Consider the following 23,564-nt stretch of genomic DNA (forward strand, 5'->3'; position numbering starts at 1 on the left):
GCATTTGCCGAGCTGCCGGCATCAGGCGATCCAGGACGGCACGAGCCGAGCCAGCGCGGCCGGGTCGTTGAGCCCGCTGATCGCCGTGATGTGCCCGTGCCGCACCGTGAACGCCATGATCGAGAACGGTCGCCCGTCGACCGCGACCACGACACCGGGCAGACCGTTGACCACAGCGCGGTGGACGGCGGCGTGCGGGCGGGCGAACATGATCGCGCGCGAGGCGACCTGAACCGCGCCGCGCACCAACAGCTGGTCGGTGCGCAGTTCGATCTCCGGCGCCAGCAGCGCCACCAGATCCTCCAGCCGGCCCGAGCGGGCAGCGGCGAAGAAGGCCGCCACGACCTCGCGGCCCGCCTCCGGTGTTTCGGGCCCGGCCCCGTCGACGCGGATCCGGCGGCGTGCGCGGCTGGCCAGCATCCGGGTCGCCTCCGGCGTCCGACTCAGCACGTCCGCCACCGTCTCGAACGGGACGGCGAACAGGTCGTGCAGTACGAACGCAACCCGTTCGGCCGGGTTGAGTTCATCGAGCACCACGTGCAGCGCCAGGGCTACCGACTCGGCCAGCACCACCTCGCGCTCCGGGCTCGCTGCATCAGCCGGCTCCGGCAGCGGAAAGTGGATCTCCAGCGAGTCCTCGCGGCGCGCCGTGCGCGAACGCAGCAGGTCCAGGCAGACCCGTCCGGTCACCGTGGTCAGCCAGGCGTCGAGATTGTCGATGCCGTCGGCGCCGGCGCGGGCGAGCCGCAGCCAGGTCTCCTGCACCGCGTCGTCGGCATCTGCATGCGTGCCGAGCATCTTGGACGCCAGCGCGTGCAGGTAGCCGCGCCTGGCTTCGAAACTCTCAGCCAGCGCGTCGTCCTGGGTCATCGGTCCTCCTGCGCGTTGGTGATTCACCCCTACGACGGGCCGCGCCGGCAGAACGCAACACGGACGTTGTTACACATCCGCCCGGCGCCGCGTCGTTGTGCCGTACCCACCTGGACGAGACTAGGAGCGAACGACATGACTGCCAGAACCACCACCACGATCTCGCCGGACGTAATCACCGCGGTCCGGCACCTGTACAAGGCGATGTACGCGAGCGGCGTCGCCGCCAGCACCCTGGAACTGGTGCACCTGCGGGCCAGCCAGATCAACGGCTGCAGCGCGTGCCTCGACGCCGGAGTCGAGACAGCGCAGAAGGCCGGGGTGAGCGTCGAGAAGCTGCTTGCCACCAGTGGCTGGACCGAGTCGCCGCTGTTCACCGACGCCGAGAAGGCGGCTCTCGCGCTGACCGAAGCGGCCACCCGGCTCGCCGACAACCCGGGCGCGGTCACCGACGAAATCTGGGCTCAGGCGGCACAGCACTTCGACGACAACCAGCTCAACGGCATCGTGCTCATGCTCGCCACGACCAACTTCTTCAACCGCATCAACACCACCCTGCGGGTGCCGGCCGGTACCCGCTGGGGTTGAGCGCCCCGAGCACCCCCGTGGTTGCCACCGTGGCTGCAGCCAGGTCGCCGGCTGGGGCGACTGGCGGGGCCGTGCCCGCCGGTCCTCAGCACCGTCGGCGGGTGAGCGTCCGGCCCGGCGCTGCCGTGATGTCCACGTTTAGCGATCTTGGGTCGGCGGGTACCCCGATGGGAAGCGGCGGCTGGGGCGGCCGCGTGATCGAGGAGCGACGATGACCGCAACGCTGACCGCACGGGGAGCAGCCCGCAGTGATCCGATGAAGCGGCTCGCCCGGCTCGGCCTGGCCGCTCGCGCCGCCATCTACCTGCTCATCGGGATCCTGGCGATCGCCCTCGCGCTGGGCTCGCCGCGCGGGGAGGCGGACCAGCGCGGCGCACTGCAGGCGCTCACCCGGCACACCGGTGGCACCGCCCTGGTCTGGGTGATTGCGGTCGGTCTGGCCGCCTATGCGCTGTGGCGGTTCTCCGAGGCTGCGTTCGGTGTCGTCGGGGAGGGCAACAAGGCCGTGCCGCGCCTGCAGTCGTTCGCGCGCGGCGTGATCTACACGTTCTTCGCCGTCAGCGCGTTCACGCTCCTGCTGCAGAACTCCTCCAGCAGCCAGGCCGGCCAGCAGGCGGAGTTCACGGCCAAGACGATGCGGCACACCGGCGGCCGGTGGGCCGTCGGAATCGTCGGGGCTGTCGTGGTGATCTGCGGGCTCGTGCTGGTGTGGCAGGGGCTGACCCGTAGCTTCGAGAAGTACCTGAACCTCGGCCAGATGAGCCCGCGCACGCGCCGGGTGGTCGAGTTCCTGGGGGTGTTCGGCACGGCCGCCCGCGGCGCGGTGTTCGCGCTCGCCGGTGCCCTGGTGATCGTCGCGGCGGTCCAGTACGACCCGCGGAAGGCCACCGGCCTGGACGGCGCGCTACGGCAATTGGCGGACTCGTCGTCCTGGTCCTGGCTGCTGTATCTCATCGCCGCCGGCCTGGTCGTGTTCGGCATCTACGGTTTCGCCGAGGCGAAGTGGCGCAGGACCTGACATGGCGGCGTCCGTCGCCGCCCGACCCGCACCGGTGCGCGGCGAGGCTGCAGACCGCGTTCGGACGGGCGGCGTGTTGGCCCGGCTCCTGTCGGTTGCGGTTCTGCTATGGGCCGCGCTCTGCGGCATCGGCTACCTGCTGACGCACGCACTGCGAGCCACGTCGTTCGAACGCCTCGACGGCGCGACCGATCGCTGGCTGGCGCGCCATCGCAGCGCGCCGTGGAACGCCGTCACCCACTGGCTGACCTACGCTGCCGAGACGATCACGGTGCTGGCCGCCGGGCTGATCGTGTTGGTGACGCTGCGGCTGTACCTGCACCGATGGCGCGAGTCGCTGTTCCTTCTCGCCGCACTCGCCGGCGAGGTCACGATCTTCCTGTGCACGACGCTCATCATCGACCGCGACCGTCCCACCGTCACGCACCTCGACGATGCGCCGCCGACGTCGAGCTTCCCATCCGGTCATACGGCGGCGGCCATCTGCCTCTACGGGGCCGTTGCGATCATCGCCGTGCGCACGAGCAGGCGAGCCTGGCTCCGGACGGTGGCCGTGCTGGCCGCGGTGCTCGTCCCCTCCTGCGTCGCGTTCGCGCGGCTGTACCGGGGCATGCACTACCCCAGCGACGTGATCGGCGGCGCGGTGCTCTCACTCGGTTGGCTCGCTGCGATCTGGCTCATCCTGCTGCGGCCGGGGCGAGCCGAGAGCCCGGTGCACCCCGAGAGCCCGGCGTACCAGGAGAGCAGGGCGCACCAGGAGAGCACGGTGCACCAGGAGAGCACGGTGCACCAACTCGACGGCGACACCGGACGCTGAGCGGGGCGTGCTGCGCGCATGCGTATCGCCCACCGGATGAGGCCCTCGCTACGCGCGGCGCCGCGCCCGGTCCCGCAGTGCGCGCCCGTCCGGGTCGTACATGAAGCGGTAGACCGGAACCGCCCACAGCCGGTGCCGGCGCGGCAGCCGTTCGGGCGAGTGGGGACGGAGCCGGCCGGGCGGCCGGGGACCGCGACGACCGGCGTCGTGCCAGTCCTGCAGGTCCTGGGCCCTCGCGCGCATCGTCCGATATCCCAGCAGCGGATCGAGGATGGCGCTGGTGGCCACACCGTCGTCCAGTTCGAGGTGCTCGCGCCACAACCTCAACCGCAGGTCGCGAGCGAAGACTCGCGCTCGGTCACCCAGCCCGGCCGGGTCCCTCGGTTCGCGTTCGTCACGGGTGGCGTCGAGGACCGCGCAGGACAGCTCGCTGTCGTGCGTCCAGGACCGCCGGTTGAGGTTGTCCGAGCCGATCATCGCCCAGACGTCGTCGATGACCACCGCCTTGGCGTGGACGTACACCGGGACGCCCTCGGGGTTCTCGACGTCGTAGATCGCGAATCGCTCGCCGCCGGCGCGCCGGCAGACCGCGATCGCCTCTTCCCGGCCGACCAGGCTGGGCCAGCGCGACGCTCCCTCCTTGTCGGGAAATCGCGGGACGACGGCGATGACGTGCAGGTCGGGGTTGGCGGTGAGCGCGTCGGCAAGCAGGTCCGCGACGAACGGCGCCCAGAGGTACTGGTCCTCGATGTAGATCAGCCTGCGCGCACGGGCGAACGCCTTGCGGTACGCGTGGGCGATGCTGCGCTCCCCCAGCGGCGCGAACGGGTACCGGCGCAGGCGAGCGGGGTAGGTGCGCAGCACCTGGACGGCGTGAGTGCCGGCCTGTGCCGGCTCGGGCTCGACCTCGGGCAGCTCACGTCCGACGAGCTTGCCGGCGTGGTAGGCCCGGTCGATCAGCATGCGCACCGGACTCGAGACGTCGAGTACCGTGCTGCCGTACCACCGCTCCCGGAAGGTGTGCTCGATGTCCGCGACCGCCGGGCCACGAACCGAGGCCTGCACATCGTGCCAGGGCGGCCGCTCGCCGTATGCCGCCGGGAACTCCATGGGCTGGGGATCGCCCTGATGCTGCCCGCCGTCGTTGCGGCTGCGGCCGAGATCGATGCCGCCGAAGAAGGCGACGTCGAGTTGCGGACGGCCGGGGCAGCGGATCACGACGAACTTCTGGTGGTGCGATCCGGCCCGCCGGGTCCGGGAGTCGAGCAGCACCTCGCCCCCGGCGTCGGAGAGCGCGCGGGCCAGGTCGGCGTTCTCGCCCTCGCTCTGGTCGAGCCAGCCGGGCTGGGAGCGCCAGATCAGCCCGAACACCTGGACGCCCCGCGCGGCCAACTCGCCGAAGACCTCGCCGACGGACGTCCCGGGGCCGTCGAGCAACTCCTCGATGTCGCCGCGGAAATCGGCGAAGTACACCTGGTCGCCCGCGCGCAAGCGACGCAGCGCGGCCAGCAGTGCTGGGAAGTACTCGGCTCCGTCGACCAGCGGTTGGACCGCGTTTCCCGTCGACCAACCGCGGATGTCCGACGCGGGGTTGCCACGTTCTCGCTCGGTGAGGAACCACCGCTGGACGCTGGGATCCTCGGCGGTCGGCACAGCAGCCAGTCTGGCCTGACGAGCTCACGGCGTCTACGTGCGGGTGCAACCGGCGATGCGTGACGCGAACACGATGGACGAAGGTCGGGCCGGCCGGCGCTTCGGCGCCCGCTCGCTGCTCGCGTTCGCGGCTGTCCTGATCCTCGCCGTGCCGTTCTCGCTGCTCGTGCTGCTCGTGAGAGCGAAGTCGGATCCGTTGCTGCACCTGGACCACGACACAGCCGACTCACTGCACGGGTTCGCCGTGGACCATCCGACGTTCACGTCGGCCATGCGGGTCATCAGTCACGTGGGGTCAACGACCGGTTGGTGGATCGTGCTCACGCCCGTGTTCCTGTGGCTGGTGTGGCGGCGACTGCCGCGGCTTGCCGCGTTCCTCGCCGTCACCGCGCTGGGCAGCTCGCTGCTCAACCGGCTCGTCAAGACCCTGGTCGACCGCGCGCGGCCCCATCTGGTGGATCCGGTTGCGGCCGCCGCCGGCAAGTCGTTCCCGAGCGGGCACGCGCAGTCCGCGACGGTCGGGTGCGGCATCCTGGTGTTGATCTTCTTGCCGGTCGTGGCGCCGCGAGCGCGCGCCTGGCTCCCTGTTGCGGCCGCCGTGATCGTCGGGCTGATCGGGTTCTCGCGTATCGCTCTCGGGGTCCATTACCTCTCGGACGTGGTGGGCGGGGTCGTCATCGGTGTTGCCTGGCTGCTCGCCATGACGGCTGCCTTCTCCGCGTGGCGCCGGGACGAACACAAGCCTCCGGTGCATCCGACCGAGGGCCTGGAACCCGAACAGCGCGACCGGCTCACGCCCTGACGCGGTGACCTAGTGCCGTGTGCATCAGGGACGCCCGGCCCGTCCGCGACACCGCGGGAGCGCCCTAGCATCCGGGAATGGTCAAGGTCAGCGGCGAGACCGACATCCGGGCGAGCGCGAAGCAGATCCTCGAGGTGCTCGCCGACCTGCCGAGCTATCCGGCGTGGTCCGCCGTCCACAAACGGGCGACCGTGGACGAGCGTGACGGCGCCGACCGGCCCGCGCGCGCGACGATGGCTGTAACGGCGGCCGGGCTCACCGACGAGCAGGTGATCGACTACGCGTGGGGCCAGCGCGGCGTGAGCTGGACGCTCGTCCACGCGTCGCAGCAGTCCGACCAGCGCGGCAGCTACACGATCACCCGCGGCCCCGACGGCACGTCGCACGTGCGCTACGACCTCGAGATCACCCCGATCTTCCCGGTGCCGGGTTTCGTCGTTCGCCGGGTGATGCGCCACGCGGTGCAGGCGGCGACGGAGGGGCTGCGGGCGCGAGTGGAGTCGCTGCACCCGGCTCAGGGGCCGCGCCGGCGGCGCGCCTGAGCGCCGGAAGGTCAGCGCCGCGTGTGCGCGCGTTTCAGGGCCGTCCGTCCGTCCGCTCGTTCTGGTAGTTGCTGATCTCGATGAGGTTCGCGTCGGGGTCGCGCAGGTAGACGCTCAGGATCGGACCGGTCGCCCCTGTCCGTGGCACCGGGCCCTCGACAAGCGGCACGCCGTGCGCCTGCAACTCCTCGATCACGGTGTGCAGCGGCGTCTCGGCGACAAGGCACAGGTCCGCGCTCCCGGGTGTCGGCCGGTCGGCCTTCGGTTCGAACTCGCGGCCAGCCGCATGCAGGTTGATCTTGCTGCGGCCGAAGACGAGCGCCTTTCGACCCGCGCCGAACTCGACGGCTCGCATGCCGAGCACCCGCGCGTAGAAGTCGATCGTCGTGTCGATGTCCCGCACTGTCAGCACCAGGTGGTCGAGTCGGTCGATGAGCACGAAAGGACGCTAAGCCCGGTGCGCGCGAATCTGAACCCTCGGGTGCCGATTGTCACGTGCCGGTCGCGATCGTCGTCGACGGCCGGCAAGCCTTCGCCGATCACTCCCGCCGACGTGCGAGCTCGGCCGATGACGGGCCAGCGTTAGGGATCCGTCAGCGGACATGCCTTCGGCGTAAGGAGTCCGTGCCGTGATCTGTCGCTCGAGGCGGCCACGAGGTACCGATTGTCCAGGCGAGAACAGAAGGACCGGCGATGGCAGGCGCGGGATTCGTGCTGATGACAGTGGCAGCGTTCGTCGTGCTGGTCGTGGTGCTGCGGGGGGCTTGAGCTGCTGTGACCGTTGAGAGCAGCAACCTCGGCCCCAGCTCGGCCAAGCTGACGGCATTGATCGCGGTGGCGCGGGACGCCGCGACGACGGCCGACGGCGTCCCCTCGACCGTGGTACCGCCGGACGCGGTCGCCGCGAGCGGGTCCGGACTCGATCCGGACATCAGCCCCGCTTACGGCTACCAACAGGTAGACCGGGTCGCCGCCGCCCCCGGCCTCGCGCCCGCCACGGTGCACCGCCTCGCCAGCGCACACGTCACCGGCCGGGGCCGTCGAGGCCTACGACCGGCCGAAGACCGTTGCGCTCCTGGGAGGCTGGAGATCATCCCGCAGCGCGAGATCGCCTACCGCGATGCGAGCCTCACCGAGATGGACAGCGCCCGGATGCAGGTCAATCGCTCGTGGTCGGGTCCGGAACCGCGCGAGAACCGAGACGTTCCTCCGCGTAGGCCCGACCCTTCTCCGTTGATTCCAGTACGAGCGCAGCGATGTCTGCAAGCCGGTACACCTCGCCGCCCCCACCCCAGGTGCCCTCGGGGATCTCGATCGGGAACACCCAGACGATGAACGGATCCCGCGAGCGGCCCATGCGTTCCTCGGCGTCGAGCACCGCATCGGTCAGCGCCGCGATCATTGCGGCTCGGCGCTGGTCGTCGTACTGTCCCTCCGGCAGTTGGGGCACGAGCTTGTAGCGCGGGCGATCCGTCGGTTCGCCGCCAACGAAGACGTTCGCCGGGCGGTGCACCCAGGTCCAGGTGATCGAGCGCGCTTCAACGTTGGTGGGGTCGTTGCCCTCGTGGGTGATGAGCAGGTCGGTGAGTCGGGCGACGAGGTGCTCCTCCACCTCTGTGGTGAGCGCGTCCTGCGGGATGTGGATGTCGAGCATTGGCATGGCGATCTCCGTTCAATGTGGCCCGAGCCGGCCGGTTGCCGGCATCGGTCGGGACGGGTCGGGACGGTTGGGACGGGCCGGGATGAGGGTTGTCAGGCGCGCGAATCGCTCCCGGCGGCTCGGTTCCGCTGGTTGATGCGCCGCTGGTTGATGCTCCGCTGGTTGATGCCCAGGGCCGCAAGCACCGCGGACAGCCCGACCGCGAAGGACACCCACCACGCCTGGTGGTAGACGCCGAGCGGTGCTGCCGCGGAGGCGGTGCCGAGTATCGCGACGAGGACGCTGACGCCGATGACGGAGCCGAGCTGGGCCGACATCTGCACGATCGCACTGCCGGTCGCGGCTTCCTCCGGTGGGAGCTCGACGGTGGCCGTGCTGACCGCGGCGGGGATCGCGAGGCCGAGGCCGAGGCCGAAGAGCAACCAGCCGGGTAGGAAGCGCGCGGCGTAGCTGGGTTCCACCTGCACGAGCGTGACGAGCAGGATCGCACCCGCAGCCGCGATGATCAGCCCTGCCGCGGAGACGGTGCCGACGCGGGCCCGGCCCTTCTGCACGAGTCGCTCGGCAACGCCGGCGCCGACGGCGAACATCACCGGAGCGGGCACGGTCGCGAACCCGGTCTTCAGCGGCGAGTAGCCCCAGTGGCCCTGCATCCAGAGGATGGCCGAGAGCAGGACGAGGCCGAACGAACCGAAGGCGAGCATCGCGACGAGGTTGCTGGCGGTGAAAACCCGGTCCCGGAAGTAGTTGAGCTGGATGACGGGCGCGGCGTGTCGGGCGGAGCGCAGGAGGAACGCGGCCAGCGCAACGGCGGCAGCGGCCAGCGAGATGATCACGCGCCCGCTCGTCCACCCCCAGTCCGGTGCCTTGACCACGCCGAGGCACAACGCGGCGACCGCGGCCATCATCAGCAGGCCGCCGGCGATGTCCGGGAACGGGCCGCTGCGCTCGTGCCGGGTGTTCGGCACGACGATGCCGGCCACGACGAGCGCGCCGAGGGCGATCGGGATGTTGATCAGGAACAGCCATCGCCAGGACGCCTGGATGAGCGTTCCGCCGGCGATCGGCCCGCATGCGGCGGACAGCGCGCCTGTGGTCACCCAGATCTTCACGTAGGCGGTCACCTTGGCCGGCGGCGCGCTGGTCAGGACCAGCCCGAGACTGCTCGGGGTGAGGACCGCGGCTCCGGCAGCCTGCAGCACCCGGAAGCCGATGAGGACCCACAGGTCGTTGCTCAGTCCGGCGCCGAGGCTTGCCGCCGCGAAGACGGTCAAGCCGAGGAGGAAGGCGGCCTTGCCGCCGTACCGGTCGGCCAGGCGCCCGGCCGGCACGAGCAGGGCGGCGTAGACGATGGCGTAGGCGTTCAACACCCAGCTCAGGTCGGACAGCGAATCGGCTGCGACGCCGCGGCCGATCGCCGGCAGGCCGACGTTGGTGATCCAGACGTCGAGCTGCGCGAGAAACGTGGCGACGCAGAGGACGGCCAGGACGACCGCGCTGGGAATGCGCCGCGCGGTCGGGGCAGGGTTGCGCATGTCGGCCGGCGCGACGGGTTCATGAACGGTCATCGGAGCCTCTCGGTGTGGCGATGTGTGCATCGGTGGGACGGTCCGGGCCGGGCTGGTCGTCCGGGCGCCCGGCGATCGGACCGGCGCGTCCGGGCGCGCTGGGATCAGCGCAGGTCGCTGCGCTGGATGTGGTCGGCGCACGGACGCGCCACGTGCTTGTGGTGGGCTGTGGTCAGCCGGAGCGATTCAGGCGGGTGAGGTCTCTGAGTCCGTGGGCGGGCCTTGCAGAACTGCGCGATCTCGCTCGGCGTCACCCGTCATGGCGGCGAGGATCTCGTGCGCCACACGGTCCGGTTCGTCCAGGGGAAGGAAGGTGCGGCCGCCCTCGACCTCGACGATCCGAGCGTTCGGGAATATGTCGGCGAGACGGTGGGCGAAAGCGGGCTTGAAGTACCGGTCGGCGGCCCCCCACACCATCAACACCGGTTTGGTGAACCGGTGGAGACGGGTGGAGACCTCGAGCAGGTCCGACGGATCGATGGCGCGCATGAAGCGGGCGGTGTCCCGCCGGATCTGACCGTCGGTGAGCGCCGGTGTGATCCACCGTCGCGTCAGGTCGGCGTCCAGCGGCTTGGCCGTCAGCGGCCCGAAGCCCAGGGCCGAGTGCCGCACCCAGGTGGGCCGCACCGTGGTCATCAGGAACTTCAGCCGGCCCGGCCGGCGGCCGGCCTTGACCAGCAGTCCGAACGGTGCCGGGGGGAACTGGTCGAATGCGTCGCAGTTGGTGAGCACCAGCCGACCGATCCGGTCATCGTCGAGATCGATGAGGAACTGGCAAAGCGCGCCGCCGGTGTCATTGCCGACCAGGATGACCTCGCGCAGGTCGAGCGCCTGGAGGAAGTCGATCACCAGCTGCGCAACGGAGCGGGGGTGGAGATCGGCGTCGGGGTGCAGAGGGACCTGATGGGCGCCGAGCGGCAGATCCGGCGCGTAGGAGCGCACGCCAGCCCTGGCCAGGGCATCCGCCACTGCGGTCCACAGCTCGCCGTTGACGAGGATGCCGTGCAGGAAGACCACGGGTGGCTCGCCGCTCACGGCCGGTCCGGCGACCCGGTAGTGCAGCGGCCCCTGCGGGAGATCGATCGTCGGCATCTGCGCCCTCCTCGGGATAATATGGCGCCATGACCCCGTCACCATACATACTGTCTGTATGACAGGCAAGCCGCGAACCCAGAAGTCTCGATCGGCCGCTACCCGCGAGGCGCTGGTGAGCGCTGCGCGCACCCTGTTCGCGGCCCGGGGCTATGCCGACGTGGGCACCGAGGAGATCGTCCGCACCGCAGGGCTGACCCGCGGTGCGCTCTACCACCACTTCGCCGACAAGGAGGCCCTGTTCGCCGCCGCCTTCGAGGAAGTGGAGGTCGAGACGAACGTCCGCATCCTGCAGGCTGTGGAGAGCGACGGCACTGCCGACCCGATCGCGGCGATGCAGTTGGGCGCCGCGGCCTTCCTCGACGTGTGCACCGAACCGGAGATGGCTCGCATCATGCTGCTCGATGCGCCCTCCGTGCTCGGCTGGGAACGATGGACCGAGATCAGCAACCAGCACAACATGGGACTGGTGCAGGCGCTGCTGACCCGGGCGGCGGAGGTCGGGCGCATCCCCGCCCAACCGATCCCGCCGCTCGCCCACACCCTGCTCGGCGCGCTCCGCGAAGCCGCGCTCTTCCTCGCGCGCGCCGACGACCGCGCGCAGGCCCGCTCCGACGTCGGCGCCGTCATGGACCTCATCATCCGGTCGATCGGTTCGGCCTGAGCAGTCCCGCTCGTGCCGCTCGCGGCCGGCGTTGGACAATTGCTCCTCGCCGCGAACCGAACCGCGCGACCAGAGCAGCCGCTTCGCGATCGGCCTCAACCAGGTCGACTCGGGTCAGGCGACGCCGCTGAATGCGATCAGGTGCCCAATCCCGTAGGTGACGGCCATCCCAAGAGCGCCGCCGATGACGACCCGGGCGACTGCGGCTCGGACCGGTGCACCGCCGAGGCGAGCGCTCGCCGCGCCGGTGAGGCCGAGAGCGAGCAGCACGACTGCGAAGGTCAACGGCACTCGTACCGCAGCGGGCGGGACGAGAATCGCCAGCAGCGGCAGGAGCGCACCGAGCGTGAACGCGGCCGCTGATGCCGCGGAAGCGTGCCACGGGTTGGTGAGTTCGTCGGGATCGAGTCGCAGTTCTGCTTCGGCGTGGGCAGCGAAGGCGTCGTGTGCGGTCAGCTCGGCTGCCACCGTTGCGGCAGTTGCGGGGCTGAGTCCCTTGCTTTCGTAGATGGCGGCGAGTTCGGCGAGTTCCTCGTTCGGCTGGGTCGCCAGCTCGTTGCGCTCCTTCGCGAGCAGTGCGCGCTCGGAGTCGCGCTGACTGCTGACCGAGACGTACTCGCCCAGCGCCATCGACACCGCGCCGGCCAGTAGCCCGGCGACGCCCGCGGTCAGGATCGGGCCGCGGGCGGTCGTGGCGCCGGCGACACCGACCGCGAGGCCCGCGATGGACACGATGCCGTCGTTGGCGCCGAGGACGCCTGCCCGCAGCCAGTTCAGCTTCCCGCTCATGGCTCTCGTGTGGGGTTCGTTGCGGTGAGCGCGCCAGCTCGTCATGAGAGGTCCTTTCTCAGCGCCCTTGGCCGAGGCCTACTTCGACTTCGCGCAGACGCCGCGGTTGATCGCAGCTGTGCTGTCCGACGTGAGCGTGCACATGCGGCGTGGGCATCCGGTGACAGTCTGCGATGACGATCAGTCGTGCACCGGCGCGCCGCTGACCTGGTGATCGGCTTGGAACAGTGCCTCGGCCAGCAGCGCGCGCACGTGTCCTCCGCGGAGCCGATACACCACCCGCTGGCCCTGACGGGTGCCTTCCACGAGACCGGCGAACCGCAGCTTCGACAGGTGCTGACTGGCAACCGTCGGGCGGCAGCCGGCCACGGCGGCCAGGCTCGCCACATCCAGGTCGGCGTCGCGCAGCGCCCACAGCATGCGGACCCGGGTCGGGTCGGCCAGCAGCGTGCTGCACTCTGCGGCGAAGCAGGTCGGCGCCCGGCTGATGGACGCCGTCGACCCGGACCTTGTCGACCAGGCCACTGCGGCGATCGCCGGTGTCGATGGCATCCACACCGTTGATGACCTGCGCATCCGCTGGATCGGGCACACCCTGCACGCCGAGGCCGACATCACAGTCGACGCCGCGGCTACCTTCGCCGAAGCCCACGACATCGCCCACCACGCCGAAGCCCACCTGCTCGCCGACGTCCGCCGCCTCACCGGCGTCACCGTCCACGCCAGCCCCGCAGGGGTGCACCAGTGAGCGAGCACCACGACCATGACCACGGCGGTCATGACGGTCACGGCCATGACCATGCACAGTCCGACGAGGGGCACCTGAGGATCGCGCTCGGGCTGCTGGTCGCGTTCATGCTCGCCGAGGTCGTCGTCGCGATCGCGGCCGGGTCGCTGGTGCTGCTGTCCGATGCGGGGCACATGCTGTCTGACGTCGGCGCGCTCGCCGCTGCCCTCTGGGCGCTTCGGCTGGCTCGACGACCCGCGGAAGGCGCGTGGACCTACGGCTGGAAGCGTGCCGAGATCCTGTCCGCCGCCGGCAACGGCGTCACCTTGCTCGTCGTATCCGGCGTCGTCAGCTACGAGGCGATCCGCCGCCTGGTTCACCCGCCCGCCGTGAGCGGCCTGCCTGTCCTCCTCGTCGCCCTGGTCGGGGTAGCGGTCAACATCGCCGCGACCTGGATCCTGGCTCGCGGCAACCGCGACAGCCTCAACATCAAGGGCGCGTTCGCGCACCTGCTCACCGACCTCTACGGATTCATCGGAACCGTGATCGCCGGCATCGTCATCCTCACCACCGGGTTCACCCGCGCCGACGCGATCGCGTCCCTCGTCGTCGTCGCGCTCATGTTGCACGCGTCCTGGGGGCTGCTGCGCGACTCCGGCCGGGTCCTGCTCGAAGCCGCACCGGCGCACATCGACCTCGATGACATCCGCGCCCACCTGCTCGAGGTCGAGCACGTCCAAGACGTCCACGACCTGCACGTCTGGACCGTCACCTCGAGTCTGCCGACCCTGTCCGCGCACGTCGTGCTCGACGACGAGTGCTTCCACGACGGGCACGCACCCGAACTGCTCGACGAACTGCAGGCCTGCCTGGGTGAGCACTTCGACCTCGCCCACTCCACCTTCCAGCTGGAGCGAGCCGCCCACGCCGGCCACGAGAACGAGATGCACCCGTGACCAGCACCGCCGACGCTGCCGGCGCCGTGCTGCTGCGGCGCGGCCGCCGGCTCGAAGCGGCGACGCTCGCCTGGAACGTCATCGGCATCATGGTGCTCGCGGCCGCCGCGATCACGGCCCGCTCCGTCGCCCTGGCCGGGTTCGGGCTGGACTCCCTCATTGAGATCGGCGCCAGCACCGTCGTGCTCTGGGAACTGTCCGGCACCGGCGAAGACCGGCAACGCAGAGCCTTGCACCTGATCGCCGCCGCGTTCCTCGCCCTCGCCGCCTACCTCACCATCCAGACGGTGGCTGTGCTGGCTGCCGGCTATCACCCCCATCACAGCCGGGTCGGGATCGCGTGGACCGCGATCACCGCGCTGGTCATGTTCGCCCTCGCATATGGCAAGAAACGTGTCGGCACCGCGCTCGGCAACCGCGTCCTCACCACCGAATCGCGTGTCACCGTCATCGACGGCCTGCTCGCCTGTGCCGTCCTGCTCGGCCTCGCATTCAACGCCGTGCTCGGCTGGTGGTGGGCCGACCCGGCCGCCGGCCTCGTCATCGTCTACTACGCGGTGCGTGAGGCCCACGCCGTCGGCAAGCATTGACAGGGCGAGCGTGCCGTCGCCGGCGACACGGCCAGGAGGCGCTGGACACCTCGACACTCTATGCCTAGACTTCGGAGGCATGGCTAGCGCACACGTCACCAGAAGCCTCGACCTGCTGTTGATGGGCGTCCTGCGCCACGGACCCGCCCACGGGTACGCGATCATCAGCGCGTTGCGCGATGGCAGCGGCGGACAGTTCGACCTCGCCGAGGGCTCGATCTACCCGGCGCTGCACCGACTCGAGAACGCCGGCCTGATCGCGAGCACGATCCAGATCGCGCAGGGCCGACGCCGACGCAGCTACACGCTCACCCCGAAGGGACGCGAGGAGTTCCTCACCCAACGGCGTGAGTGGCAGGGCTTCGTGGCGAACATGCAGGCGGTGCTGGCATGAACGATGCGAACCGATCACCGATCGAGGACTACCTCGACGACCTGCTGCGCCACGCCCACGCCGACGCGCGGACCACCCGCAGGCTGCTCGATGAGGCCGGCGACCACCTGTTCGCTGCCGCCAGCCTGCACGAAGCTGCGGGCATGACCCGTGTCGAGGCCGAACGCGAAGCGGTACGGCGCCTCGGGCCGCGCAGCGAACTCACCCGCGGATCGTGGCAGCGCTCATTCACGACAGTGGTCCTTGAACTCACGCGCGCAGCGATCCTGCTCGGCGGGTGCGGGCTGGTCGCGGTCGGCCTCAGCGGCGGGATCGTCGCGGTGATGAACGCCCTGGCCGGCGACAGCTTCGTCGGTGCGGCCACCGTGCTGGGCACCGGTCGTCACTCCATCACCGAAACCGCTCAGGACGCAGTGTCCCTACGGGTCCTCGCCGGCGTCGTTGGCCTGGTGGTCCTAGCCTGCTACACGCTGGCTCGGCGTCACATCGCGCCCGCGACCGTCCTACCCGATGGCCTGACCGACGCACTCGGCGCGGCCGCCTTCGCCGCGGCGACCGTCGCCCTCACCGCCGCCACGATCGACCAGGCGGTGACCGGTGCCGCCGGGCACGGCGTCGGGTTCTTCCTCAGTGGCGCACTCGCAAGCCTCGCCGGCGCTGTCATCTTCTGCACCCGCGCGACCCACGCCCTCATCCCGGGACACGGCCAGTCCGCAGCCGAAGCGACCCAGTCCGCCCAGTGAGGGCCATTCCCGCTGTTGTGCAGGCGCGCGCTGCACGTCACAGGGGGCTGCACGTCACAGGGGGCTGCAGGACTACGCGACCCGGCCGGCGGCGTCCGAACTGGGCGTCTCCTACACGTCGTCAACGAGCTCGGCAGCGTTCCCGGAGCGGTCGTGCTCCATCTCGGCGCTGATCACCTGATCGCGCAGGTGCGCACAGAATCGAGCCTAGTCACGGCTAATCGATCTCAGCGAGTCTGCTGAGACGTCACGTGTCCACGGATTGGTCCCGGACTCGTTGGGCGAGGGAGACGATGATGCCTTAGGGTCCGCGGACGTAGGCCATTAGCCAGCTGTTCTCCCACTGTCCTATGCCGCCGACGAGTTCGAAGCCCTCGGCGGCGACCTGGTCCACGGTCGCGTGCAGGTCGTCGACTTCGAAGGCGATGTTGCGCAGCCCGAGCACGGTGGCCATGGCGGTGGGGTTGCCGGGTTCGTGGTCGGGACGGATGAAGCGCGATAGTTCGACGCTGGTTCCGTGTGTTCGAAACGCTGCACGTGCGGCGTCATCGGATGCCGACCCTCTGCCGGTCGGCCACGACCACGGCGACGACGCGCGGTTCGTCGCGCGGGTACGCCATATCGACGTACTTGGCGACGATCCGATCGATAATCGGCCACGCGCTGTCGCCCTCGATCCAGTCGACGACGCGGCCCCGGATGGCGATCGGCTCGAAGGGATTGTCCGGTGGCGCGATGGACAGCGCCAGGCGCGGGTCGCGGCGTAAATTGCGGGCCTTGCGCTTGTTCGGACCCGTGAACAGCACGATGTGCTCGCCGCGTGTGCCGACATAGACGGGCGTGGCGTGGGGCGATCCATCCGGCTGGATGGTGGCGAGGTGGGCGATCGGGGCGCCGTCGAGGACGCGGCGGACGTGCGGTTCGAGCATGAGGGCTCCTGTGATCGAAGGTGGGCCGAGCTCATCGGTCGTGGTGGGTGCGCCAGGCTATGTAGTCGGCGAGGGCGGCGATCGGGTCGAATGCCGGCGTGAAGCCGGTGGCTGCGGTGAGGCGGGAGATGTCCAGGTACGGGTCGGCGCGTTGAACGGTGTCTCGGGATCCATCAGTGAGGCCGGCGATGCCCACGTTGGGTCCGCACCCCGCCGGCGACGTCGCGTAGTCGCGGTGGTCGGCAGTGATCACATCGCCCCGGAAACCTCGCACGGGTCGCAGGGATGGGGTCACCTCGGCAGACTAGGAACGCGCGCCGTCGCGGGTCTTGAACGGATCGCGCACGCTCGCGCCGGGCAGCTTGCTGCTCGCCCTCGGCTGCCGGGCGGCCAGAAACGGCGCGTAGGAGGCCGAGTGATCGTGGCCGCACAGGCACCGGTCGAGGTCGCCGCCCAGCAAGGCGGTCGGGGTCAGCCCGGTCAGGCGACGCACCTCGCGGCTGAGGTGCGCCTGGTCGGCGTACCCCACGTCGACCGCGAGCCCCGCCATGCCGTCGACACCCCGGCGACCGGTCGCCCTTGCACCGGCCTGCGCGAGAGCGAGGAAGCCCTGGAACCGTAGGGTTCGCTGTAGCGCCTTCGGGCCAATCCCCAACGCCTGTAGGCAGCGGCGCCGCAGTTGGCTGGTCGACAGGCCAACCTCGTCCGCCACGGTCGCAACCTCAACGGCAGTCCAGGGCATCAGCCGGCGGACGACCTCATCCACCAGCGGATCGCGGCGTGTCACGGGCAGGTGTCGCAGCAAGAAGCGCTGCAACAGCTGAAGCGCTTGTCCCGGCGTCGGGGCCAGCAGCATCGCCTCGCCAAGCCGCTCGACCCACCGGTACCCGAGATCGTCGACCGCGACGCGCTGATCGACTATGTCCTCGAGCGACGTTGCGCCCAGCAGCGCCGAACTGGGCTGGAACCGGACCCCGACGACGACAGTGCCCGCCGGGATCAACTCGACCAGCGGACCGGTCAGCGGACCGAGCAAGTGCGGCCGACCCCCCAGCGGCCAATGCACTTCGACACCGCCGGTGGGCAGGTGCCGCTGGACATACGGAACGTCACCGACGGACTGCACCCACACCGTCCGAACCGAGCCGGCGAGCGCGGGAATCGGGAAGCGTTCTACGTACGATCCGCGTCTCGCGGAGGACGGCGGCGCGGTCACGTGCCGACCCACGGGCCTTGGTGCACGACCGTGTGCCGGACGATATCGGCGGCGGCCCGGCGAGCGCCCGCGCTCCGCACCGATCGGGCCGGCTTGCGGAGCCGTCCGCGAATTTCGGCGTCGCCCTCCACCAACTCGGCCATCGCGTCGGCCACCAGTTGCTCACTCGTTTGCGGCACGCAGATCATCGAGCAGCAAACGACAGGGCATCGACCCGCGCCGCCGCCCCGGCCGCGATCGCCACGTCGACCGCAGCGCGTCGGGTGAGCAGCGGCCGGCGAGGTCGTCGACGCGCCAGCACCGCCGTGTTCACCCGATCACCGCAAGGCGCAGCCGGCCGTCCGCGCCTCATCTTGCGGCAGGCTCCGGGCCTACCGCAGGCGCGGTACTTCGCGGCGGAGCAGTGCCCGCCATCGGCTGATGACGCGGACCCTGCGCCGGAAACGATGGCTTGCCGGACCAACGCAGACCACCCGGGCGGCTGAACGTAGCCGCCGGCGGTGGCCATTTGCAGCGCGTCGACGACCCCGGGCAGTGGCTGCTGCACTGCGCACTGCGTGTCCGGCGGGTTGCGACCAAAGCCCCTGCCGCCCCGGACGGGGCAGGCGCACGCTGGCAGAAGGCGGCCAGGTGCGCGGGCCGAATATCGACGCAGGAGACGTGACGCAATGATGCACAACTGGGGCGGCGGATGGGCCGCAGGCAACTGGCTGCTGATGGGCTTCGGAATGTTGTTGTTCTGGGGGTTTGTGGTCGCCGGGATCATCTGGCTGGTCCGCCACACCGCCGATCGGACATCACGCGGCGGGCCTGCGGCGACCATGCATGGGCAGGGCGGCGATCCGTCGCGACCGAGGGCGCAGGACATCCTGGACGAGCGATACGCCCGCGGCGAGATCAGCGACGAGGAGTACCGCACTCGTCGTGCCACCCTCGTCGCCCGATGAGTGCCCCGACCTCGCGGCCGCCGCTGGGCCGGCGCGGCCTGCTCACCGGCGCTGCGGCCGTCGTGCTGCTGGCCGCCGGCTCCACTATGGCGGTGGCGGGGGCCTCCGGCGCGTTCGGCTCGCAGCATCGCGGGCGAGACGCGAGCTGCGCGGCACCGACACTGCCCGGTGCGAAGGTGTCGGTCCGGCTGGTCGACATGCGGTCGATGACGACGCGCGGCGGCATGATGGGCGGCTCGGGCGGGATGATGCGCCAGGGCGACTGGCGCAATTTCTACCGCGGCATGATGCGTGTGCTCGCTTCGCCGACATCGGTGCGGGCGGGGACCGTTTCACTGACTGTGACCAACACGGGCTACCTCGCCCACGAGCTGGTGGTGCTGCCGCTGGCCGCCGGGCAGCAGCCCGGTGCTCGCAGCGTCGGTGCGGGCGGGACCGTGGACGAGGCCGGCCGCCTCGGCGAGGCGTCCGCGAGCTGCGCGGCCGGCCACGGTGACGGGATCACCGCCGGCGCGACCGGTTGGATGAGCCTGCACCTGCCGGCCGGCCGCTATGAGCTGGTGTGCAACCTCCCCGGCCACTACGCCGCCGGCATGTTCACCACGCTGGAAGTGGCCTGACCTCGAGCGACACCGCCTCCACGCCGGCGATCTTGCTTAGCTCCCCCACTGGAGGCTCTCCTGACTTCAGACGTTCGCGTCGGTCAGGTGCTGGCGAGCGGCGTCCTCGGCGTCCCGGTCGCCGGATCGCGGGGTTCGAAGCGTGACCGCGACCAGAACTGCACCAGCGAGTGCGATGACCGCCGCACCCGTGAAGGCGGCCGTGTATCCGTTGGTCAGCGCGAAGGCCTCGCCGACGCGGTTGCCGCCATGCGTCGCCGCGACCGCGGTCATCGCGGCGAGGCCGAGCGCGGAGCCGATCTGGTACGAGGTGTTGACGATGCCGGCAGCCAAGCCGCCGTCCTCCGACGGGGCGCTGGACAGCGCCGTGCCGAGGGAAGGGATGAACGCCAACGCCTGGCCCAGGGCCGCGACCAGCGAGGCAGGCAGGACGTCGACCGCGAAGGTGCCGGTCGGGCTCGCGGTGGAGAGCCAGAACAGGCCGGCAGCCAGGGCTACGAGACCGCCGACGATGAGCGGCTTCACGCCGAAATGAGTGATCAGCTTCGGCGCTACCGCGACCATCAACACCATGATCAGAACGGTCATCGGCAACAGCGCCGAGCCAGAAGCGAAGGCGCCGTAACCGAGCACCTGCTGCAAGTACAGATTGAGGAAGTACCAGAGAGGCACCCACGCGGCCCCGAGCAGAAGCTGCGCCAGATTCGCCGCTCCCAGCATCGGTGAGCGGAAGATGCCGAGCCGGACCAGCGGGGCGCGGACCCCTGCCTCGAGCACGAGGAAGGTACTCAACAGCACGACCGCGCCGGCCAGCGTGCCGAGGGTCTCGGCGCTCCCCCATCCAACAGAGGGGGCCCGAACGACGCCGAGAACCGCGAGTGCAAGACCACCGGTGACAGTCACAGCACCGACCACGTCCACCGCGCCGGCCCGGCCGGGGTTGGCCGGCATGACGAACGGGGCGGCCAGCAGGACGGCCAACGCGATGGGCACGTAGAGCCAGAAGATCCACGGCCAGGAGAGCCACTCGGTGATCACCCCGCCGAGGAATACGCCGGCAGTCCCGCCGGCCGGTGCGGCGGCACCGTAGAAGGCGAGAGCCCTCGGCAACTCGGCCGTACCGCCGAACAGGGTCATCAGCAAGGTGAGGGCCGCGGGTGCGATCAGTGCCGACCCGGCGCCCTGGACGGCGCGGCCGACCAACTCGACGCCTGTGCTCCCGGCGAGAGCCGAGACGACCGACCCGGCGAGAAGGATCCCCCACCCGGCGCTGAACACCCGCCGGGCGCCAAGCAGGTCTGACAGCCGGCCGCCGAGCAGCAGCAGGCCGCCGAAGGCGATGACGAATGCGTTGAACACCCACTGCAGCCCGTCGGGGCTGAAGCCGAGGTCTTCGCGCATCCGAGGCAGCGCGACCCCGATGATCGAGGTGTCCATGATGACGACGAACTGCGCGAGCGCGATGACCGACAGAGCGGCCCACCGACGCGGATGACTGGACATCCTCTACTCCCAAGCTCAGGGCGACACCCGCCGCTTATACCCCTACCGGGTATCCGTAACGACACAGGTCTACCCGAGTGGTCGGCGTCGGTCAAGTACCCCAGGGGGGTATCTGGAGCCCGTCACACCGAAGTCGACATTCAGCGACGCGAGGACGCGCCGCTGTCGCCCGACGAGGCGAACACCGTGATCGGCTTCTGCTGCGCCTCGTCGAACAGAACGTGCTGCTCGGCGAGCAGGGTCGGGTGCATACATGTCTCGGCCTCGCCGAAGCCCTGCGAGATGACGTCGCCCAGGTTGTGGTCGACGGCGTACTTGCTGGTGTTGTACACGTCCGTGTCGTCGTTGCTCCGGGCCAGCGCGAGCAGGATCTTCGCGCCCGGCGCGGCCGCGTGCGCCCACTCGACGTCGAGGGTCAGCTCCGCGGCTCAGCCGACCTGATGGCCGTCCTTGATGTTGAATGCCGGCACGCCCTGGGGCGCGATCTGCTCGAACTGCGGGTCGGGCGGCCCGAACGTGGAGTCGAAGATTTGCAGGTCTTCCTGAGGGTAGGGGTGCGTGCCTGCTGCTCGGCGGGCCTCCACCGTGAGTCTCATCGCCGGTATCGCATCCCCGAATCCAACATTTTCCACCAGAACCGTTCCGCCGGCCCGACCGCAGTCAGTTTTCGAGCGTCTCAGCTGCGCGAACTGGCAGCTGACCCGGTGCGAGTGCCTCCTCCACAAACCCACCAATTCGCCGCAATGCCTTGTCACAGACATATACCGATGCTAGAACGTGTGCATACCTGTTCGGACTTGAGTGATCCCGATGGATCGGAGATACCGATGAGCATGCGGCAGAAGATCGTCTCGGGGATCGGCACGATCGCCGTGGTCATGGGGATGGCCGCGGCAGCGGTGGCCACCGAGCAGGTGGTCGCGCAGGCGCCGGCCGCCGCACTCGACAACGGCCTGGCCCGGACCCCGCCGATGGGCTTCAACGACTGGAACGCGTTCGGCTGCAACGTCAGCGAGGCGCTGATCAAACAGACGGCGGACTTCTTCGTCAGCTCCGGCATGAAGGCCGCCGGTTACGAGTACGTCAATATCGACGACTGCTGGATGACCCACCAACGCGACGCGAACGGCCGTCTCGTCCCGGACCCGATCAAGTTCCCGGACGGCATCAAGGGGACCGCCGATTACGTGCACTCGCTCGGACTCAAGGTGGGCATCTACGAGGACGCCGGCACCGCCACCTGCGCCGGCTACCCCGGCAGCCTCGGCCACGAGCAGACCGACGCGCAGAGCTTCGCCGACTGGGGCGTGGATTACCTCAAGTACGACAACTGCAACAACAACGGCAGTGCTACCAAGCAGCAGTACATCGACCGGTACACCGCGATGCGTGACGCGCTCGCGGCAACCGGCCGGCCCATCGTCTACAGCATCTGCGAGTGGGGGGTGAACCAGCCGTGGACATGGGCCGGTGACGTCGGCAACCTGTGGCGCACCACGGGCGACATCAGCGACAACTGGAACAGCCTGAAGTCGATCGTCAACCAGAACGCGCCGCTGTGGCCGGACGCACACCCCGGTGCCTGGAACGACCCGGACATGCTCGAGATCGGCAACGGCGGCATGACCGACACCGAGTACCGCTCGCATTTCTCGCTGTGGGCCGAGATGGCCGCTCCGCTGCTGGTCGGCACCGACCTGCGCAAGGCCACGCCGGCCACCATGGCGATCTACCTGAACAAGGACGTCATCGCCGTCGACCAGGACCCGCTCGGCGCGCAGGGCCGCGTGATCAGCAATGACGGCACGCACCTCACGTTCGCCAAGGCGCTCGCAAACGGCGACGTCGCGGTCGCGATGTTCAACGAGGGCGACTCCGCCGCCACCATGTCGACCACCGCGGCGCAGGCCGGCCTCGGCAAGTCGCACGGCGCCTACACGATGACGGACCTGTGGTCGAAGAGGACAACCGAGTCTGCCGGACAGATCAGTGCGAACGTCGCGCCGCACGCGACCGCGATGTACCGCGTCTCCGCCGACAGAAACTGGGACACCTTCGCGCCCGCGACCAGCGTCTCGGTGTCGACGCCGTCGGCCTATCCCGGCGGTCCGGCGGTGACGCGGCCCGGCGCCGCGAACACCGTCACCACCACCTTCACCAACACCGGCCGCGTGCCGGCCGAGAACGTCGCCGTCCAGCTGCAGGCGCCAGACGGCTGGACAGTGGACGCAGCTGGGCCGGCGGGTGACTCGTCGGTGACGACGAACGACTCGTTCGCGACGTCTTGGAGGGTCACGCCGCCGGCCGGCACTCCGCAGGGCTCCTACACGCTGACCGCCTCGGCCACATTCGAGTGGAACGACGGGACGCAACTGCGGCCAGGCAGCACCACCGGCACCGCGGAGGTACTGGTGCCGAACCCGCCGCCGTCCGGCGCCGCGTACGTCAGCGACGTGCCGTGGACCAGCCAGACCAACGGCTGGGGGCCGCCGGAGCGCGACCGCAGCAACGGCGAGACCGGACCAGACGACGGGAACACGATCACGATCAACGGAGTCACGTACGCGAAGGGGGTCGGCGCGCACGCACCCGGCGAAATCGACGTCTATGTCGGTGGGCAGTGCTCCGCCTTCAACAGCGACGTCGGCATCGACGACGAGGTCGGCGACCGCGGGTCGGTCGACTTCCAGGTGTGGGCGGACGGCACGAAGGTCGCCGACAGTGGCGTGCGCACCGGGACGGAGGGCGCAGTACACCTGACCGGTGATCTCGGCGGTGCGCAGTTCCTGCGCATGGTGCTCACCGACGGCGGCGACGGCAACAGCTACGACCACTCCGACTGGGCCGGCGCCCAGATCAGCTGCAACTGATCGAAA

The 23,564-nt window shown here is 70.0% G+C and carries 29 protein-coding genes and 2 pseudogenes; 15 read left to right on the forward strand and 16 right to left on the reverse strand.

From position 1 onward, the window contains the following. Nucleotides 1-21 precede the first annotated feature (21 nt). Entirely contained in the window at nucleotides 22-870 is an 849-nt protein-coding gene (locus tag M6B22_RS02975; protein WP_269444291.1) for a sigma-70 family RNA polymerase sigma factor, read from the reverse strand. 135 nt (nucleotides 871-1,005) lie between these two features. On the opposite strand from M6B22_RS02975, the gene M6B22_RS02980 reads away from it, so the two are divergent. The 3 genes from M6B22_RS02980 (at nucleotide 1,006) to M6B22_RS02990 (ending at nucleotide 3,293) form a co-directional block, all read left to right on the forward strand. Next, complete coding sequence (locus tag M6B22_RS02980; RefSeq protein WP_269444292.1) at nucleotides 1,006-1,458, forward strand: carboxymuconolactone decarboxylase family protein; 453 nt, start codon at nucleotides 1,006-1,008, stop codon at nucleotides 1,456-1,458. A gap of 211 nt (nucleotides 1,459-1,669) precedes the next feature. Next, nucleotides 1,670-2,476, forward strand: a complete 807-nt coding sequence (locus tag M6B22_RS02985) for a DUF1206 domain-containing protein (RefSeq protein ID WP_269444293.1) — start codon at nucleotides 1,670-1,672, stop codon at nucleotides 2,474-2,476. Nucleotide 2,477: 1 nt separating this feature from the next. Continuing rightward, nucleotides 2,478-3,293, forward strand: coding sequence for a phosphatase PAP2 family protein (locus tag M6B22_RS02990; protein WP_269444294.1), 816 nt, complete (start codon nucleotides 2,478-2,480; stop codon nucleotides 3,291-3,293). 48 nt (nucleotides 3,294-3,341) lie between these two features. On the opposite strand, the gene M6B22_RS02995 is transcribed toward M6B22_RS02990, so the two are convergent. After that, a complete protein-coding gene (locus M6B22_RS02995; RefSeq protein ID WP_269444295.1) occupies nucleotides 3,342-4,946 on the reverse strand; it encodes a phospholipase D family protein in 1,605 nt (534 codons plus the stop codon). Nucleotides 4,947-5,001: 55 nt separating this feature from the next. Here M6B22_RS02995 and M6B22_RS03000 point away from each other — a divergent pair, with 55 nt between their 5' ends. Next, entirely contained in the window at nucleotides 5,002-5,748 is a 747-nt protein-coding gene (locus M6B22_RS03000; RefSeq protein WP_269444296.1) for a phosphatase PAP2 family protein, read from the forward strand. Nucleotides 5,749-5,825: 77 nt separating this feature from the next. Continuing rightward, nucleotides 5,826-6,290 carry an SRPBCC family protein gene (locus tag M6B22_RS03005; protein WP_269444297.1) on the forward strand — a complete coding sequence of 155 codons (465 nt, stop codon included), beginning with the start codon at nucleotides 5,826-5,828 and terminating at the stop codon, nucleotides 6,288-6,290. 34 nt (nucleotides 6,291-6,324) lie between these two features. Here the strand turns inward: M6B22_RS03005 and M6B22_RS03010 are convergent, their stop codons facing one another. Then, a complete protein-coding gene (locus M6B22_RS03010; RefSeq protein WP_269444298.1) occupies nucleotides 6,325-6,729 on the reverse strand; it encodes a VOC family protein in 405 nt (134 codons plus the stop codon). 395 nt (nucleotides 6,730-7,124) lie between these two features. Between M6B22_RS03010 and M6B22_RS22075 the strand changes: the two are divergent. Beyond that, a pseudogene (locus M6B22_RS22075) lies at nucleotides 7,125-7,265 on the forward strand (potassium-transporting ATPase subunit C); the annotation flags it as partial. A gap of 184 nt (nucleotides 7,266-7,449) precedes the next feature. Here M6B22_RS22075 and M6B22_RS03015 read toward each other — a convergent pair. The 3 genes from M6B22_RS03015 to M6B22_RS03025 form a co-directional block, all read right to left on the reverse strand. Continuing rightward, the gene (locus tag M6B22_RS03015; protein WP_269444299.1) at nucleotides 7,450-7,950 is read right to left on the reverse strand and encodes a hypothetical protein; all 501 of its coding nucleotides are present in this window, start codon (nucleotides 7,948-7,950) and stop codon (nucleotides 7,450-7,452) included. A 92-nt stretch (nucleotides 7,951-8,042) separates the two neighbouring features. After that, nucleotides 8,043-9,518 (reverse strand): MFS transporter, encoded by a 1,476-nt coding sequence (locus tag M6B22_RS03020; protein ID WP_269444300.1) that lies wholly within the window; start codon nucleotides 9,516-9,518, stop codon nucleotides 8,043-8,045. A 186-nt stretch (nucleotides 9,519-9,704) separates the two neighbouring features. Further along, nucleotides 9,705-10,535: an alpha/beta fold hydrolase gene (locus M6B22_RS03025; protein WP_269444301.1), complete on the reverse strand. Its 831-nt coding sequence runs from the start codon at nucleotides 10,533-10,535 to the stop codon at nucleotides 9,705-9,707. 133 nt (nucleotides 10,536-10,668) lie between these two features. On the opposite strand from M6B22_RS03025, the gene M6B22_RS03030 reads away from it, so the two are divergent. Then, a complete protein-coding gene (locus tag M6B22_RS03030) occupies nucleotides 10,669-11,274 on the forward strand; it encodes a TetR/AcrR family transcriptional regulator (RefSeq protein ID WP_269444302.1) in 606 nt (201 codons plus the stop codon). A gap of 114 nt (nucleotides 11,275-11,388) precedes the next feature. Here M6B22_RS03030 and M6B22_RS03035 read toward each other — a convergent pair whose 3' ends face one another. Continuing rightward, nucleotides 11,389-12,063, reverse strand: coding sequence for a VIT1/CCC1 transporter family protein (locus tag M6B22_RS03035; protein ID WP_269444303.1), 675 nt, complete (start codon nucleotides 12,061-12,063; stop codon nucleotides 11,389-11,391). A gap of 180 nt (nucleotides 12,064-12,243) precedes the next feature. Next, the gene (locus tag M6B22_RS03040; protein ID WP_269444304.1) at nucleotides 12,244-12,483 is read right to left on the reverse strand and encodes an ArsR/SmtB family transcription factor; all 240 of its coding nucleotides are present in this window, start codon (nucleotides 12,481-12,483) and stop codon (nucleotides 12,244-12,246) included. On the opposite strand from M6B22_RS03040, the gene M6B22_RS03045 reads away from it, so the two are divergent. The 5 genes from M6B22_RS03045 (at nucleotide 12,482) to M6B22_RS03065 (ending at nucleotide 15,473) form a co-directional block, all read left to right on the forward strand. Beyond that, nucleotides 12,482-12,811: a cation transporter dimerization domain-containing protein gene (locus M6B22_RS03045; RefSeq protein WP_269444305.1), complete on the forward strand. Its 330-nt coding sequence runs from the start codon at nucleotides 12,482-12,484 to the stop codon at nucleotides 12,809-12,811. The two genes, M6B22_RS03040 and M6B22_RS03045, sit on opposite strands and share 2 nt — an antisense overlap. Further along, on the forward strand, nucleotides 12,808-13,746 hold the full coding sequence (locus tag M6B22_RS03050) for a cation diffusion facilitator family transporter (RefSeq protein WP_269444306.1): 939 nt from the start codon (nucleotides 12,808-12,810) through the stop codon (nucleotides 13,744-13,746). Before M6B22_RS03045 ends, M6B22_RS03050 begins: the two co-directional genes overlap by 4 nt. Then, complete coding sequence (locus tag M6B22_RS03055) at nucleotides 13,743-14,336, forward strand: cation transporter (RefSeq protein ID WP_269444307.1); 594 nt, start codon at nucleotides 13,743-13,745, stop codon at nucleotides 14,334-14,336. Before M6B22_RS03050 ends, M6B22_RS03055 begins: the two co-directional genes overlap by 4 nt. A gap of 79 nt (nucleotides 14,337-14,415) precedes the next feature. Beyond that, nucleotides 14,416-14,730: a PadR family transcriptional regulator gene (locus M6B22_RS03060; protein WP_269444308.1), complete on the forward strand. Its 315-nt coding sequence runs from the start codon at nucleotides 14,416-14,418 to the stop codon at nucleotides 14,728-14,730. Beyond that, the gene (locus tag M6B22_RS03065) at nucleotides 14,727-15,473 is read left to right on the forward strand and encodes a permease prefix domain 1-containing protein (RefSeq protein ID WP_269444309.1); all 747 of its coding nucleotides are present in this window, start codon (nucleotides 14,727-14,729) and stop codon (nucleotides 15,471-15,473) included. The genes M6B22_RS03060 and M6B22_RS03065 overlap by 4 nt, the downstream gene beginning before the upstream one ends. 301 nt (nucleotides 15,474-15,774) lie before the next feature. On the opposite strand, the pseudogene M6B22_RS03070 reads toward M6B22_RS03065, so the two are convergent. The 5 genes and pseudogenes from M6B22_RS03070 to M6B22_RS03090 all read right to left on the reverse strand — a co-directional run. Further along, nucleotides 15,775-15,990, reverse strand: a pseudogene (locus tag M6B22_RS03070) (VOC family protein); the annotation flags it as partial. A 28-nt stretch (nucleotides 15,991-16,018) separates the two neighbouring features. Then, the gene (locus M6B22_RS03075) at nucleotides 16,019-16,402 is read right to left on the reverse strand and encodes a TIGR03618 family F420-dependent PPOX class oxidoreductase (RefSeq protein WP_269444311.1); all 384 of its coding nucleotides are present in this window, start codon (nucleotides 16,400-16,402) and stop codon (nucleotides 16,019-16,021) included. A 31-nt stretch (nucleotides 16,403-16,433) separates the two neighbouring features. Next, a complete protein-coding gene (locus tag M6B22_RS03080; RefSeq protein WP_269444312.1) occupies nucleotides 16,434-16,655 on the reverse strand; it encodes a hypothetical protein in 222 nt (73 codons plus the stop codon). A 51-nt stretch (nucleotides 16,656-16,706) separates the two neighbouring features. After that, nucleotides 16,707-17,618: a helix-turn-helix domain-containing protein gene (locus tag M6B22_RS03085; RefSeq protein WP_269444313.1), complete on the reverse strand. Its 912-nt coding sequence runs from the start codon at nucleotides 17,616-17,618 to the stop codon at nucleotides 16,707-16,709. Beyond that, nucleotides 17,615-17,773, reverse strand: a complete 159-nt coding sequence (locus tag M6B22_RS03090) for a hypothetical protein (protein ID WP_269444314.1) — start codon at nucleotides 17,771-17,773, stop codon at nucleotides 17,615-17,617. Before M6B22_RS03090 ends, M6B22_RS03085 begins: the two co-directional genes overlap by 4 nt. A gap of 513 nt (nucleotides 17,774-18,286) precedes the next feature. Here M6B22_RS03090 and M6B22_RS03095 point away from each other — a divergent pair. Together M6B22_RS03095 and M6B22_RS03100 are read left to right on the forward strand one after the other, a co-directional pair. After that, nucleotides 18,287-18,565 (forward strand): SHOCT domain-containing protein, encoded by a 279-nt coding sequence (locus M6B22_RS03095; protein WP_269444315.1) that lies wholly within the window; start codon nucleotides 18,287-18,289, stop codon nucleotides 18,563-18,565. Then, on the forward strand, nucleotides 18,562-19,185 hold the full coding sequence (locus M6B22_RS03100; RefSeq protein WP_269444316.1) for a sulfocyanin-like copper-binding protein: 624 nt from the start codon (nucleotides 18,562-18,564) through the stop codon (nucleotides 19,183-19,185). Before M6B22_RS03095 ends, M6B22_RS03100 begins: the two co-directional genes overlap by 4 nt. A 66-nt stretch (nucleotides 19,186-19,251) precedes the next feature. Here M6B22_RS03100 and M6B22_RS03105 read toward each other — a convergent pair whose 3' ends face one another. The 3 genes from M6B22_RS03105 to M6B22_RS03115 form a co-directional block, all read right to left on the reverse strand. Then, entirely contained in the window at nucleotides 19,252-20,688 is a 1,437-nt protein-coding gene (locus tag M6B22_RS03105) for an MFS transporter (protein ID WP_269444317.1), read from the reverse strand. Nucleotides 20,689-20,828: 140 nt separating this feature from the next. Then, nucleotides 20,829-21,020 (reverse strand): hypothetical protein, encoded by a 192-nt coding sequence (locus tag M6B22_RS03110; RefSeq protein WP_269444318.1) that lies wholly within the window; start codon nucleotides 21,018-21,020, stop codon nucleotides 20,829-20,831. A 96-nt stretch (nucleotides 21,021-21,116) separates the two neighbouring features. Then, on the reverse strand, nucleotides 21,117-21,284 hold the full coding sequence (locus tag M6B22_RS03115; RefSeq protein WP_269444319.1) for a hypothetical protein: 168 nt from the start codon (nucleotides 21,282-21,284) through the stop codon (nucleotides 21,117-21,119). Nucleotides 21,285-21,431: 147 nt separating this feature from the next. Here M6B22_RS03115 and M6B22_RS03120 point away from each other — a divergent pair, with 147 nt between their 5' ends. Further along, nucleotides 21,432-23,558, forward strand: a complete 2,127-nt coding sequence (locus M6B22_RS03120; RefSeq protein ID WP_269444320.1) for an NPCBM/NEW2 domain-containing protein — start codon at nucleotides 21,432-21,434, stop codon at nucleotides 23,556-23,558. Nucleotides 23,559-23,564 lie beyond the last annotated feature (6 nt).

The sequence above is a fragment of the Jatrophihabitans cynanchi genome (assembly GCF_027247405.1).
In the GTDB taxonomy this organism is placed as follows: domain Bacteria; phylum Actinomycetota; class Actinomycetes; order Mycobacteriales; family Jatrophihabitantaceae; genus Jatrophihabitans_B; species Jatrophihabitans_B cynanchi.

Bases quoted from the DNA above. Each gene is read 5' to 3' on its own strand.
- M6B22_RS03060 (WP_269444308.1), top strand. From the start codon at position 14,416: ATGGCTAGCGCACACGTCACCAGAAGCCTCGACCTGCTGTTGATGGGC.
- M6B22_RS03115 (WP_269444319.1), bottom strand. From the start codon at position 21,284: ATGAGACTCACGGTGGAGGCCCGCCGAGCAGCAGGCACGCACCCCTAC.
- M6B22_RS03030 (WP_269444302.1), top strand. From the start codon at position 10,669: ATGACAGGCAAGCCGCGAACCCAGAAGTCTCGATCGGCCGCTACCCGC.
- M6B22_RS03065 (WP_269444309.1), top strand. From the start codon at position 14,727: ATGAACGATGCGAACCGATCACCGATCGAGGACTACCTCGACGACCTG.
- M6B22_RS03100 (WP_269444316.1), top strand. From the start codon at position 18,562: ATGAGTGCCCCGACCTCGCGGCCGCCGCTGGGCCGGCGCGGCCTGCTC.
- M6B22_RS03005 (WP_269444297.1), top strand. From the start codon at position 5,826: ATGGTCAAGGTCAGCGGCGAGACCGACATCCGGGCGAGCGCGAAGCAG.
- M6B22_RS02990 (WP_269444294.1), top strand. From the start codon at position 2,478: ATGGCGGCGTCCGTCGCCGCCCGACCCGCACCGGTGCGCGGCGAGGCT.
- M6B22_RS03015 (WP_269444299.1), bottom strand. From the start codon at position 7,950: ATGCCAATGCTCGACATCCACATCCCGCAGGACGCGCTCACCACAGAG.
- M6B22_RS03120 (WP_269444320.1), top strand. From the start codon at position 21,432: ATGCCTTGTCACAGACATATACCGATGCTAGAACGTGTGCATACCTGT.
- M6B22_RS03000 (WP_269444296.1), top strand. From the start codon at position 5,002: ATGCGTGACGCGAACACGATGGACGAAGGTCGGGCCGGCCGGCGCTTC.
- M6B22_RS03105 (WP_269444317.1), bottom strand. From the start codon at position 20,688: ATGTCCAGTCATCCGCGTCGGTGGGCCGCTCTGTCGGTCATCGCGCTC.
- M6B22_RS03035 (WP_269444303.1), bottom strand. From the start codon at position 12,063: ATGAGCGGGAAGCTGAACTGGCTGCGGGCAGGCGTCCTCGGCGCCAAC.
- M6B22_RS03020 (WP_269444300.1), bottom strand. From the start codon at position 9,518: ATGACCGTTCATGAACCCGTCGCGCCGGCCGACATGCGCAACCCTGCC.
- M6B22_RS02980 (WP_269444292.1), top strand. From the start codon at position 1,006: ATGACTGCCAGAACCACCACCACGATCTCGCCGGACGTAATCACCGCG.
- M6B22_RS02985 (WP_269444293.1), top strand. From the start codon at position 1,670: ATGACCGCAACGCTGACCGCACGGGGAGCAGCCCGCAGTGATCCGATG.
- M6B22_RS03045 (WP_269444305.1), top strand. From the start codon at position 12,482: ATGCGGACCCGGGTCGGGTCGGCCAGCAGCGTGCTGCACTCTGCGGCG.
- M6B22_RS03075 (WP_269444311.1), bottom strand. From the start codon at position 16,402: ATGCTCGAACCGCACGTCCGCCGCGTCCTCGACGGCGCCCCGATCGCC.
- M6B22_RS03095 (WP_269444315.1), top strand. From the start codon at position 18,287: ATGATGCACAACTGGGGCGGCGGATGGGCCGCAGGCAACTGGCTGCTG.
- M6B22_RS02975 (WP_269444291.1), bottom strand. From the start codon at position 870: ATGACCCAGGACGACGCGCTGGCTGAGAGTTTCGAAGCCAGGCGCGGC.
- M6B22_RS03040 (WP_269444304.1), bottom strand. From the start codon at position 12,483: ATGCTGTGGGCGCTGCGCGACGCCGACCTGGATGTGGCGAGCCTGGCC.